Annotated in this window: 10 protein-coding genes; all 10 read right to left on the minus strand. The window is 43.0% G+C overall.

Features of this window, described 5'->3' with window-relative positions; all coding sequences use genetic code 11:
• Positions 1-29: 29 nt before the first annotated feature.
• Complete coding sequence (locus HWV58_RS12985) at positions 30-1,550, minus strand: RagB/SusD family nutrient uptake outer membrane protein (protein ID WP_175634513.1); 1,521 nt, start codon at positions 1,548-1,550, stop codon at positions 30-32.
• Between the two features lie 26 nt (positions 1,551-1,576).
• Positions 1,577-4,690, minus strand: a complete 3,114-nt coding sequence (locus tag HWV58_RS12990; protein ID WP_217706999.1) for a SusC/RagA family TonB-linked outer membrane protein — start codon at positions 4,688-4,690, stop codon at positions 1,577-1,579.
• 157 nt (positions 4,691-4,847) lie between these two features.
• Positions 4,848-5,198 carry a hypothetical protein gene (locus HWV58_RS12995; RefSeq protein ID WP_175634514.1) on the minus strand — a complete coding sequence of 117 codons (351 nt, stop codon included), beginning with the start codon at positions 5,196-5,198 and terminating at the stop codon, positions 4,848-4,850.
• A gap of 441 nt (positions 5,199-5,639) precedes the next feature.
• Positions 5,640-6,575 (minus strand): phosphatase PAP2 family protein, encoded by a 936-nt coding sequence (locus HWV58_RS13000; protein ID WP_175634515.1) that lies wholly within the window; start codon positions 6,573-6,575, stop codon positions 5,640-5,642.
• Entirely contained in the window at positions 6,553-7,197 is a 645-nt protein-coding gene (locus HWV58_RS13005; protein WP_175634516.1) for a sterol desaturase family protein, read from the minus strand. Before HWV58_RS13005 ends, HWV58_RS13000 begins: the two co-directional genes overlap by 23 nt.
• Before the next feature lie 3 nt (positions 7,198-7,200).
• Complete coding sequence (locus HWV58_RS13010) at positions 7,201-8,493, minus strand: DUF4833 domain-containing protein (protein ID WP_175634517.1); 1,293 nt, start codon at positions 8,491-8,493, stop codon at positions 7,201-7,203.
• A 9-nt stretch (positions 8,494-8,502) separates the two neighbouring features.
• Positions 8,503-11,043 (minus strand): DUF5686 and carboxypeptidase-like regulatory domain-containing protein, encoded by a 2,541-nt coding sequence (locus HWV58_RS13015; RefSeq protein WP_175634518.1) that lies wholly within the window; start codon positions 11,041-11,043, stop codon positions 8,503-8,505.
• Positions 11,040-11,417, minus strand: coding sequence for a GtrA family protein (locus tag HWV58_RS13020; protein ID WP_175634519.1), 378 nt, complete (start codon positions 11,415-11,417; stop codon positions 11,040-11,042). Before HWV58_RS13020 ends, HWV58_RS13015 begins: the two co-directional genes overlap by 4 nt.
• Before the next feature lies 1 nt (position 11,418).
• Positions 11,419-11,874: a phosphatidylglycerophosphatase A family protein gene (locus tag HWV58_RS13025; protein ID WP_199748384.1), complete on the minus strand. Its 456-nt coding sequence runs from the start codon at positions 11,872-11,874 to the stop codon at positions 11,419-11,421.
• Complete coding sequence (locus tag HWV58_RS13030) at positions 11,874-13,199, minus strand: inositol-3-phosphate synthase (RefSeq protein WP_175634520.1); 1,326 nt, start codon at positions 13,197-13,199, stop codon at positions 11,874-11,876. The genes HWV58_RS13025 and HWV58_RS13030 overlap by 1 nt, the downstream gene beginning before the upstream one ends.
• Between the last annotated feature and the right edge of the window lie 8 nt (positions 13,200-13,207).

Genomic DNA, 13,207 nt, shown 5'->3' on the forward strand with positions numbered 1-13,207 from the left:
TTTATAGTTTTTCTAAAAAATTCTTCTTTTTACCAGCCTGGATTTTGGGTAAGTTTCGGGTTTCTGTCTATTTCGCCCTGTGGAATAGCGTACAAATAGTGGCGTGCGGCGACATTGTTTTTGCCTACCAGTTTCAGGTTTTTAAGCAAAATACCTTTCCCCTCCGGACCAACGCCTGTAACTTCTGTACCTGTTTGCCTGATCAGATCGAAATAGCGCTGGCACTCGCCTACCAGCTCTAACCTGCGGTCGAGATAAACCGAATCCCTGAACTGATCTTTGGTTAATCCGGTAGTTAAATCAGCCAGTCCTGCTCTTTTCCTGATTTTATTGATGGCATCATAAGCCTTCGTGGTTGGACCATTGAGTTCGTTTTCGGCCTCTGCATCAATTAAAATAACCTCTGCATAACGCAAGATGTTCATATTCGCATCAGAGTTTCCGGTACTGGCGTAGTTGGGATCCCAGTTTTTGTTAATGAAAGGCACCGAATCGCCGGGAGCATTAATGGTTGCATATTTTTTCCCGTCGGTTGGACTGATATAGTAAGTAACAAATGATGTCCGTTTCCTTTTATCCTTGGCCGAATACAGTTTGTACAGGCTAAAGAAATTATCGCTGCCAACGGTATAAAAGGCCAGCTGATTGCCGTACGAGCCTTTTAATCCGGGTACTCCCGAACGGATATCGCTCGAGGTAATTAAATGCCCGGTGCTAATTGTACTTCCTTTTATCTGTGCAGAAAAAATATGCTCTTTGCCGTTTTTATAAGCAGGCAGAAAAACCTGTGCATAATCGTCAAACAAGGCATAACCGTATGAACCATTAATTACTGCATCGGCATATTTCACCGCATTTGCCCAGTCGCGGCGCGTTAAGTATACTTTTGATAAAAGCGATACTGCAGCACCTTCGGTTGCCCTGCCGGCTTCGCCTGCCGATGCGGCTTTAAATAAGGATGTGGCAGTTTCCAGATCATTAATAATCTGCAGAAAAACCTGCTCCTTAGGTGTGCGTGGCACCTGCAATTCGGCAAGACTTAACTGTGTTTGGTCTTTTAAGAGCAAGGGAACATCGCCGTAAAGCCTTACCAAATTGAAATAATAAAAGCCTCTCAAAAATCTGGCTTCGCCCAGCAAACGGTTTTTAAGCTTTCCATCCATTTCAATGGCAGGGATTCTTTCGAGGGCAATATTGGCCTTGTTAATCCCTTCGTAATGTTCCGTCCAGATTTGCTGGATACGTAAGTTGGTTGATGCGTGCGTAAGCTTGGCCAATGCCCTCACTTCTGCATTTGGCGAGCCCGGCCCTGCGTCCAGATCGTCGGTAAGGAAATCAAGCCCGGTGTAAAACAGCCTGTTGTAGATGGGTTGCGCTCCGGTGCTGTTGTCAACCATGGGATAATAAATGGCATTCACAGCCGAAATTGCATCGCCAGCTGTTTTATAAAATTGCTCGGGAGAGATAAATGATTTTGGGCTTTCATCCAGTTTTACACAAGCTGAAAGACTGGCAAGCACAATGGCCAGTGGTAAATATTTTATTTTCATCGCAATAAAAATTAAATGTTGAAAAATTAAAGCGTCAGGCTGATGCCCCCTTGTATTGACCGTGCATTTGGATAAGCTGCCCTATCCATCCCTGTGCTTATCGAATTTTGTCCGTTGGTGCTCACCTCGGGATCGTAGCCGGTATAATTGGTCCAGGTGTACAGGTTGCTGCCCGATACATAAACCCGCAGCCCGCTTAGTTTCAGCTTAGAAAGCAAAGGGGTTGGCAGACTGTAACCCAGGGTAAGATTTTTTAGCCTGATAAATGATCCGTCTTCTACAAAGCGGTCAGAAATGGTTACTGCCGGGTTTTCAATGGCTTTATGTACATCTGTATTCCGGTTTGATGGCGTCCATCGATCGAGCAATGTGGCCACCGCACCAGTGTAACCAGTACCGGTTTCTAAGTTGGCCCGTGTCCAGTTAAAAATCTTGTTGCCGTACGATGCATTAAAAAAAACTGAGAGATCGAAATTCTGATACCTGAAAGTATTGGTGATACTGGCTAAAAATTTGGGTTGCGAGCTGCCCACAATTTTACGGTCGGCATCTTGTGTAATCAGGCCATCGCCGTTAAGGTCTTTGTATTTTTGTAAACCATTGGCCGGATTTACCCCATCTGCCTCGTACATGTAAAATGCACCGACCGATTCGCCAACTTTAATAATTTGCGTTGGTAAAGTAGTTGGACTTGCCGGATCGGTAACAAAGAAATAAGGAGAACCACCCAGCGTAAGGATTTTATTCCTGTTGGCAGAAAAGATGAGGTTGGTTGTCCAGTTAAAATCGCCCTGAAAGTTGACGGTTTTAAGTCCAAGCTCTACGCCTTTGTTTCTCACCACCCCCAGGTTTTGGAAAGCACTGGTTAAGCTTGATGAGTATGGCACAGGCACTTCTAACAATAAATCGGAAGTTCTTTTGTAATAAATATCAGTTGTAAGCTGAATACGGTTCGAAAACAGTTCCAGATCTATACCGAAATTGTACTGTGCTGTTTTTTCCCAGGTTAAATCGGGGTTTGCAAAGCTGGCAATGGCCAAACCATTCACCAGTGTATTGGCAAAAGTGTACTGGTAGCTCGATAAGCGCGAAAGTGAACGGTAAGGATCGATTTCCTGATTACCGGTTACCCCTGCACTAAAGCGGAACTTAAGGGAGCTGATGGCTTTAACGTCCTGCAGGAATTTTTCGTTCGAAGCATTCCAGGCAATGGCTGCTGATGGGAATGTTCCCCATTTATTGTTAATACCAAACCTCGATGAGCCATCGGCACGGGCGGTTAAGGTTAACAGGTATTTGTTATCGTAAGCATAATTAACCCTGGCCAGAAAAGATTGCAGCGCCCATTCTGTTCTTAATGAAGTTGGGGTGCTAAGCACAGTACCCGAGCCCAGGTTGTTGTACTTAAAGGCATCGCTAACAAAATTTGAAGCACCGGCGGTAAAGACTTCGGTAACCGATTTTTGTTGTGTATTACCTAAAAGTACTTCAAAGCTGTGTTTTTCGGCAATTCTTTTCTTGTAGTTGATGGTATTTTCGTTTAACCAGTTCAAAGTAGATAAGGAACCGATTGATGCATTTCCACCCGGAAGGCTTTCGTAAAGTGTAGAAGGGAGAAACCTGTTCTGCTTGTTGTTAATGATGTCGGTACCTAAGGAAACCTTAGCCGTTAAGCCCTCAATAATGGTATATTCTCCAAAGCTGTTGGCCAGCACGCGTGTTGTTTTGGTTTCGTTGGTTTGCAGGCTTAGGGTTGCTATGGGATTGGCTACGGTAGCGCCGAAGCTGCTGTTGGCTGTAAAATTGCCATTGGCATCTTTTACCGGCACTACGGGTACCATGGATAGAATGTTGGCAACAATACCACTTGGTGCAACATCGGCACGGGTAGTGCTTCCATTCAGATAAACGCCTACTTTAAATTTCGAATTTACTTCGTGGTCTACATTCAGCTTTGCCGAATACCGGTCGAAACCGCTGTTTAAAATTACCCCCTCCTGCTTAAAGTAATTTCCTGAAAGCAATAAACGTGTTTTTTCATTGCCTGATGCTATCGAAAGGCTGTGGTTTTGTACCGGTGCTGTTCTAAAAGCCTCTCCCTGCCAATTGGTTCCTTCGCCTAGCTGGTCTAATTGCGCCTGTGTATAAAATGGTGCTTTGCCGGCATCGGTAAGGGCATCGTTCTTTAAAGCGCCCCATTCGCGGGCATTCAGCAAAGCAATTCTTTTGCTTACTTTTTGTGTGCCATAATAACCACTGTAATTAATAGAGAAGCTGTTTTTACTTCCTCTTTTGGTAGTAATCAGAATTACCCCGTTTGCACCACGCGAGCCATATATGGCTGTTGCAGAAGCATCTTTAAGTACATCGATTGATTCGATATCGGCCGGATTGATTGCCGATAGCGGGTTAATGGCCGGTCCGTTGGTAATCCCTGCATCAACAGTAGCATCGCCGTTGTAAACCGGAAAACCATCAATCACATACAAAGGTTCGTTACCAGCGTTTATAGAGGTTCCGCCACGTACACGGATAGACACACCACCACCGGGCTGACCGCTCGACTGGGTAACCTGTGCCCCTGATATTGCCCCCTGAATCAGCCGGTCGGGCGAAGCCACCGGAACGTTTTTCAACTCGGTTGGCACTGAGGAAAGTGATCCGGTAAAATCGCTTTTTTTCTGCGTACCGTAACCCACTACCACCACGTTGTTAAGTGTATTTACCTGTTCTTCGAGCTTTACTTCGATGGGCGAGCCATTGGCCACAATTTGTAAAGATTTATAGCCAACAAAACTGATGATAAGGGTATAAGGGAATTTTTGACCGGTTATGAAACGGAAAACGCCATTATTATCTGTTAATGCGGCATGTGTTGTTCCCTTAATGCTCACATTTACTCCAGGCAGTGTTTCGCCGGTTTTGGCATCTCTTACCGTTCCGGTTAAAGTAGAATTAATGAGCGGGGTGGTTTGTGCAATTGTATTTTTTGTAAATGCGCACAACATGAATAAAATTAAGAAGCCGAAGATCCTGCTTTCTTTCCTGCCTGTATGTGCAGGAAATAGCTTCCTAAAGTTTGGTGTAGGAAATTTTGAAGTAAGCATGCCCCCGGCACGTACTTCATAGAAATTTTGCATAATTTTGTTTAGAATTAAGTTACCATTTGAATCAGGGCCAACGCCAATTGAGAACCTGGTTCGAAGATTTATTTGGTTCGGAGGGAAAAATGAAAGTTTTTCCCTTTTTTTATTTGCTACAGTTCATTTGTGATTAGTTTATAAGTTAGGAATCTGGTTATTTATCTTTGATGCAGCTGAAGCCAAGCCGCCCCAAACCGCTGTTTTCTGTTGTTTTTATATTCCTGCTTAGCTCGTAACTGGTATTAAACCAAAAGGAAATATCTTTTAATAAAGCATCTTCGTTATGCTGTGGTTTAGCCAGCGCTTTGGTACGATCTACCCCCTTTGTATTGCTGGTAAATTTTATGCCATAACGGTTGGGGAGCTTAGATGAACAGCACAAGGCAGTTGCAGTGGCCAGCGGAAGTGGCTTTACAGCAGGTTCGGTTTGCTTAAAGTTCAAAAAAAAGCAGGCCAGAAAAATAATCAAAAGGCTGATTACGACTTTCCTGAAAAGGGGATTCATAAAAAAGAAAATAAGGATAAACTGAATAATGTTTGTGGCGAGCGTTGGTGTTTACATACACATACAACAACACAAAGTATCAACGCTACAACAAATTTCAGCAAGGCTTAAAACAGTTTCAGATTTAAGTACAGGCAGTTTGGTATTGTTAATGTAAAGTTGATTCATATTGTTATGTATAACATTGACATTGCAAATATAGGAATATATCTATATTATCTATGGATATAGTAGATTTATTGCAAACATTAAATTATCAGCACTTTACGTTAAAAAATTGGCAAAGAAAATAAGTTTATCCGATCTGAATTATCAATATGGTAATGCGCAGGAATTAAATTTCACCTTTTCGCATGACGGAGAATAGTCTTTTTGAAGAAAAAACAGCATAGCTATCCCCCGCCCTAGCTGGCTTCAAGCCAAATAAAAAATCAAGTCATTTTAAGTAATTTTCTTCACTATGGCGGCCACGAAGTGTTTTAACGGAGCCTTTTTCACCAGAAACTGAAAGGAAACAATGCCCAATATGGCACAACTTATTCCGGCCAGCACATCTAACGAATAATGGTGACTGCTGTAAATGGCCGAAAACCAGATCCCCAGCATTACCGTTACAAAAAATACATTAATGGCCCCCAGTTTATTTTTGAGCGCATAATACACTACAATAACCGGATAGGCGGAGTGTAAAGATGGCATTGCTGCAAAAACATTAGAGCCTTTGCTGTAAATTCCTTTAAATAGTGTAATGTTAAAAAACTGATCGAAGCGGGCTAAACCTGCGGTATTTCCGAGGGTACCGGGTATAAGTGCAAAACCGTGCTCCTGTACATACCATGGCGGTGCAGCCGGAAAAAGGTAATAAACAACAAAGCCGAGCAGGTTTACCCAAACAAATACCAGCGAAAAATGCACAAACTCAAGCTTCTTTTTAAAGAACAGATATACTGCAAAAGCCAGTGGAACCGGAACCCACATCAGGTAGAACAGGCCGGTTAATACATCTAAAAAAGCATTGCTGTTTATTTTCCAAAATTCGTTTGGGGTTAACATCATGCCATGCAGGTTGATCCCAAAAATGCGTTTCTCTGCATCATAAAGATCTTCGATATGCACTGCATTGTAGCGGTAATTCGGGAATGCCTTCATGTAATCGAAAAGGATCCAGTACACGATAAAAATAGAAAACCCCAGAATAAATTTCCGTGTTGCTTTTGAAAAAAAGAACAAGGCGTTAAAGATGAAAACCAGCACCAGCTGATCTGTTTTAAAACCAACCAGCAACAAGGAAAGCAATAAATAGCCCACCGAAATGGCTATGGCGGCATAAACGAAACTGCGGTGGTAAAAGCCTTTACTGGCCTGTTGTTCTTCCATCCTGCTTCTTATCAAAATTTGAGCGAAATATATGGTCCCAGAATGTCCAGCTTACGCCATAACCTTTGGTCGAATCGGAATAATGATGCAACATGTGGTGCTGTTTCAATTTTTTCCAGAAACCGCTTTTAAAACTGGCATGGTGAAGCGCATAATGTACCATATCGTAAAACAAATACCCGATCATAAAGCCGATAAAAAATGGATATTCGCAATTTTGGGGAAGCAGCCAGTCGAACAGGAAGTAAAAGCCCAAAGCCATTGGAATACTGGCAGAAGGTGGCATTACCAGCCTTTTGGCATCGTTAGGGTAATCGTGGTGCACACCATGAAAAATAAAATGGATGCGCTGCCCCCAGCCCGATTTGGGTTCGAAGTGAAACACATACCGGTGCAGAAAATATTCGGTAATGGTCCATATCCCCAATCCGAACAGCAACCATGCCGCGAAATTAACAAAGGCCATTTCGTTTTGCCACAGCGACTTATAGCTCAGAAAGGCTATAACCGGAACATAAACAATTAAAGGCACATAAAAACGTACTTTCGAAAGGCTTTCCATCAAATCGCTTTTAAACATCCTTACCGATGCGGTGCTGTTGGATACAAAATTCTTCTTCATACCTTATATTTTAATCCTTTCTGTAAATTGCTTAACCGGCGCTGCAGCATCGCGTCCTTTTATTTCTACATATTTTACATTCGGGAACCAGAAAGTGCCCCCTTCTATGCGCAGGAATATGCGATCGATCTCCATCTTTTTATCGTTGATGGTGGCGTAAACATGGTATTTTTTATCGGCTGTTGATTTTCGGAGATACATGGGCAGCTTTTTGTGCGAAACAAACCGGAGTTCGAATTGCCCGTTGCCCAAATCTTTACTCACAATGCCATAGGCAAATTTACGCTGTATGTAGCTGAGTTCTTTCTTCTCTCCTTTATCGCCGTAACGCATCCAAAAAACATTAACCGGCTGCGCTTTATTCACCTCACCGTGTTTATCGATATTCAACTGGCAAACGATGGTATTGGTATTCGGATCGCGTTGTAAATAGAAAAGCTGATTGGCAATACCTTCGGGTGTAGGAAAAACAATGGGCGAAGGGTTATCGCCCTGTGCCATTACTTTTACCGGAGCCATTGCCCCCAGGCCTAAAACAAGCAGTGTAGCTGCCACCAAAGCCGCTTTATTGCTGGTCTTTTTTTCGTTTCGCTCCTGTGCTTCCAGGCCTTTTTTGGCCTCCTGCAAGCGCCGAACGGCTGTAATATTGGTTAAAACTGCCATTAAGGTAATGGGTAAAGTAAAAACCGACATGGTTTCAAATACATGAAAGGAAATGCCTGGCAGATAGATTTTATAATCGCCGCCAATAAAATGCCCGGTTACCCCGCAGGCAATGGCAAATACGCCAATGGTTACTACCCTTTCCGGCCGCTGCATCAATCCGCCTTTACACTCAACGCCCAAACCTTCTGCCCGGGCGCGGGTATAGCTCACCATCATAGAGCCAATAAGCGCAATAAAGGCAAACAACGAACTTAAAAAATAATGGTGCGCCACCAGATAATAGCAAATGCCCAGAAACATAATCATTTCGCTGTAGCGATCGAGCACCGAATCGTACAATGCCCCAAAGCGGGAACTCATGTTGCCCAGGCGGGCCACCTGCCCATCCAGCATATCGAAAAGGCCTGCAAAAAGCACCAATGCACCGCCCCACCCAATGTACGACATGTCGCCACGATTAGATTTTTCGGCACCAAGTACAAAAATTACGGCCACACCAATGTTTAGTACCAGGCCAATGCTGGTTACCATATTGGGCGTTAAGCCTATTTTAATGAGCCCTTTTACGAAGGGATTAATCACCTTGTAAATAGCCAGCTGAAGGCGATCTCTTAATTTTACGCTTTCCATATATTTTATTTAAAAATCAAATTTAACCCTTGCCCTAATCCCCCATTTAGCCACCTCCGGATTATCCAGATAAGTAAAACGCCTAACCAGATCAACCCTCAATAATTTAAAAATATTGCCAATACCCACGCTACCTTCCATATAAGGCTCTTTGCCCAGCGAATAAGTTCGCTGCAAACCATTATCGAATGCCGGTAACTGGTAAAGGGCACTGCCGCCTGCCGGATTATTTTCATCGCGTAAACCACCGTAAAGCGCTTTGAAAGAAACCACTTCTCTTAATTTTAGCTTTTTGATTAGCGGCAATTTGTTGAAGAAAAACCCGTTAAAATTATGGTCGATGTTAATGCTTATATAGTGATCGCTCACAAACTCCAGGAAATTCATCAGGTTATACGAATTGAGCTGATAGGCATAGGTTTGGTTAGCCCGATGGATCGCCAGCAAGGGAAAAGGCACCCTACCGGCAATATAACTGCCTTCGAAAGTAACATCGCTGTAACCCAGCTGTGAAAGATAAAAGCGCTTATCTACGCTCCCGGTAAGGTTATGATAATTGTATTCGCCACCCAACAATCCTTTTATTCCGGCTGTGTAACGCAGGTTAAATACCGGATAACGATCGGCAATGGGTACACGGTAAATTTTGCCCTGGATAAACTTTTCGTTAGGCGCATAACGCAAAGCCAGCGAAAGCTCACTGGTGGTTAAGCGGTTAATAAATCCGCCACCATTGGCCTGATAGTTTAAACCTCCGGCAGGTGTTTGGCTCCACTTTTTAAACCCAAAAGCATAAGAAAAGTGATTTTCGTACTCATGCACATAATCCAGGCGGTAAAAATCGTTGTAGAGCAACATATCATTTAATCCACGTTTAAACGACAGGAGGAAGTTGTCTTCCTGCACAAACTGCAGTTCCTGACCAGGAATTTTGGTATCGCGCTGAAAGCTTGCCCGCACATAATTTTGCGGGAACTGATAAATTGATTTGTTGTTAATGGAATAGGTTGCAGAAAGAAAAAATTTCCATTTTTCATCTTTAAAACCATAAGCGGCATAATTTTCAAAATAAAACCGTTTACTAAGTTCGGGGGTAGTACGGCCACCAAAGCGCAATCGAAACCCCTCTACATTGTTAAAGCTGTAAAAGGTATTAACAGGGCCGATTTCGTATGGACCAAGGTTACCATAGCCGGCAAAAAGCAGTGTCGCAATTTTTACCGTACGCTGAAATGAAGGTATTTTTTGAAGGGTATCGATGTTGTGGTAAATCTTTGCCTGTTCTTTTGATAAGGGATCTAATCGGTTCTTTTCCCAATACTGATCATCGCGGGCAGAGGCCCCGGCAACCGACACGATACTCCTACCCTGAAAAATCGTATCGGGTAATTTAATATCGTACTGGTAATTTTTATAAGTCGAAGAACGCTCGCCCGTAAAGCCCATCCCCTTGGTTTTGCCCAGCCCAAAATCGGCAATCAGCTTGCTTTTGGCTAAACTGTATTTGCCCGAAAGCGTGGGTTCAAAATCCAGATCGATTTTTAAAGCCCTTACGAAATTAAGGTTGATGTTTTTATTTACCCCCATCGATACGCCTGTAACGGCATAATGCGAATCGTTGCTCACATATAATTTCCCTTCAAAAAGCATGTCGGTACCATTTCTGGGGGTAAAAGCAAGTTCAATTACCTCTCCATGACCTGTTTTAATGGTATCGGTAATAAAAAACTTATAGAAAGAAGGCGCAGCATTGGCAATCGGGCTTAAAAACTCGTTGCTGATCACCGAGATATTGTTCTTATAAATATCAATATCCTGGTACATGCGTTCGAAATAAACCTTCATGCCGTTGTTATCAACCAGCTGCTGATCGAAATTAACCTGTTTCTCGCCAATAATAACCGATTTGTTCCGTGTTGGATCGCTGGCAAAATATTTATCGGTTAATTTCTCCTGTATATAAATGGGCAACAGATTTTTACCACCAATTAAGGTAGAATCCTGCTGCTGAAAAAGAAACTGATAATTTCTGAAAATGCGCTTATTTTTAAACTTTTCGGATACATTGCTCATCGAAAAAAGCATTTTATCGTACTGCCTGAAGGCGGCGGTATTGAAATTGCTAATCCGGTTTTCTTCCCTGTGGGCAATTACCTGCCTGATCAGTTCTACTGCCGGGTTATCTTTATTGCGGTAACGTGCTTTTTTACCAGCCACCACAGTAACTTCTCCCAGTGCTTTTGCATCGGGTACGAGCGCAACATCCAGTTTTTGCTCAAAGCCCGGCATTATGTTTTTCGACAAGGTAATATAGCCGATGTAATTAAAGCTCAATCCTTCCTGCTGGCTCGACGAACTGAGCGCATAATTCCCGTTAAGGTCGGTTTGGGTTCCGATAGTAGTGCCTTTAAAAAATACAGATACGTAAGGTAGCGGCTCTTTGGAAACGGCATCGCGCACATTACCGGTAACAACTGTTTTCTGTGCAAAAGCACTTAAACCTGTTGCAACCCAAACCAAGACTATAAAAAATGAATAAATAACTTTCATTTTACGGGAAAAATAAACTGCTTTTGCATATAATAATTATAGCTGAGTCCCATTACTACGGAAACGGCTATTTTGGAGAACAGGTAATTGAGACTGAAAAAACGGGTAAGCAGGTAAACGAACAAGGTTACCAGTAATAAATTGCCCAGCCATACCAGCATATACCTGATGATTTGTTTCCTCATTTCTGCTGAGCTGGCATTAAAAACCCAGTTCCGGTTGATGTAAAAATTAACAGCTCCCCCCGAAATGGTTCCGATCATGCTTCCGGCCAGATACCACCAGCCAAATATGCTTACGGTTAAGGCGGTGATTAAAAAATCGGTTGCCGAAGCCGTTAACGAAGAAGCCTGGGCTTTTAAAAAGGTAAGCATACTAAAACAGCCCTAAAAGGATAATACCCTGCAACACCACATTGGCATAAATCCCTGCCAGCACATCATCGGCCATTACGCCCCAGCCACCCGGTAGTACTTCCAGATGCCTGATGTAAAAAGGCTTGGCAATGTCGAAAAACCTGAAAAGGATTAAGGCCATGAGGTAATACGGCCATTTTAACGGCACACAAAGCAAGGCTATGCCCATTCCGGCTACTTCATCTATCACTACCCTTTGATGGTCTTTGCCCCATACCTTTTCTACCTCATCGGCTGTAATTACACCAATCAGCAAAATAAATATGGATGATAAAAAAGGCCAGAGGTGCGGATTGGTGTACGGCGTTTGTAAAAACCACCAGAGGACGCAGGTAACCGCCGCAGCGACGGTACCTGCCCCCTTGCCAATGTAGCCTATACCCAGGGCTGTAGATATGAACTTGTGAAAAAACACTATACCGTTTCTACCACTTCTTCCTCGTAATCCTGCCCTAAATGGGTAATCAGCTCTTCGCCCATAATGTAGCGCAAAGTATTTTGAAGCTTAATTAACTGCTTGAAAATATCGTTCTCTGCAGGTACCCCCGGAATGGTTTGTGGCGATTTTAAGTAGAACGAAAGCCATTCCTGAATGCCTGAAAGGTTAGCACGCTTAGCCAAATCGATAAACAAGGCTAAATCCAGTACAATTGGGGCAGCTAAAATCGAATCGCGGCAAAGGAAATTGATTTTGATCTGCATTTTATAACCTAACCAGCCAAAAATGTCGATGTTATCCCAGCTCTCTTTATTATCGCCATGAGGCGGATAGTAATTGATCCTGATTTTGTGGTACATATCGCCATATAAATCGGCATTGATTTCTGGTTTGAAAATATCTTCAAGTACGCCTAGTTTAGATACCTCTTTGGTTTTAAAGTTATCCGGATCATCAAGTACCAAACCATCGCGGTTACCTAAAATATTATCTGAAAACCAACCGTTTACACCCAGTGAGCGGGCTGCAAGGCCTGGAGCCAGAATGGTTTTCATAAGGGTTTGTCCGGTTTTAAAATCTTTTCCGGCAATCGGCGTATTGGTTTCTTTAGCCAGCTCAATCAGGGCCGGAATATCAACCGTTAAGTTAGGCGCGCCATTGGCAAAAGGAATGCCGAGTTTTAAAGCGGCATAAGCATAAATCATACTTGGGGCAATACGCGAATCGTTGTCTTTTAATCCCTGTTCGAAAGCAGCCAGCGAACTGTGCACTTCCGAAGGCTCGAAATAAATTTCGGTAGAACCACACCAAACCAGTACAATGCGGTCGCAATTGTTATCGGCTTTAAAGTTTTTAATATCGTCCATCACTGCCAGTGCCAGTTCGTAACGGTTATCGATATCCTTCACATATTTACCATCCAGGTTTTTAACATAGTTGCGATCAAAAGCAGCACGCATAGGCTTGATGGCCTGCAATTCTTCTTTTACATCGCGCAATAAATTGGCATCCAATACGCGTGCATTCATGGCCGCCTCATAAACGTTATCTTCGTAAACGTCCCAACCGCCAAAAACTAAATCTTCTAATGCCGCCAAAGGAACAAAATCTTTAATTTTAGGTTCTTTCTTCTCTGTGCGTTTGCCAATGCGGATTGTACCCATCTGCGTAAGCGAACCAATTGGTTTTGATAATCCTTTTTTCACTGCTGCTACCCCCGAAATCATGGTTGTAGCTACTGCACCCAGGCCTGGCATTAATATTCCAAGTTTGCCATTTGCTGATTTTACTTGTTCTGTCATCTTATCTT

This window comes from Pedobacter ghigonis, from assembly GCF_903166585.1.
Classification (GTDB): Bacteria; Bacteroidota; Bacteroidia; order Sphingobacteriales; family Sphingobacteriaceae; genus Pedobacter; species Pedobacter ghigonis.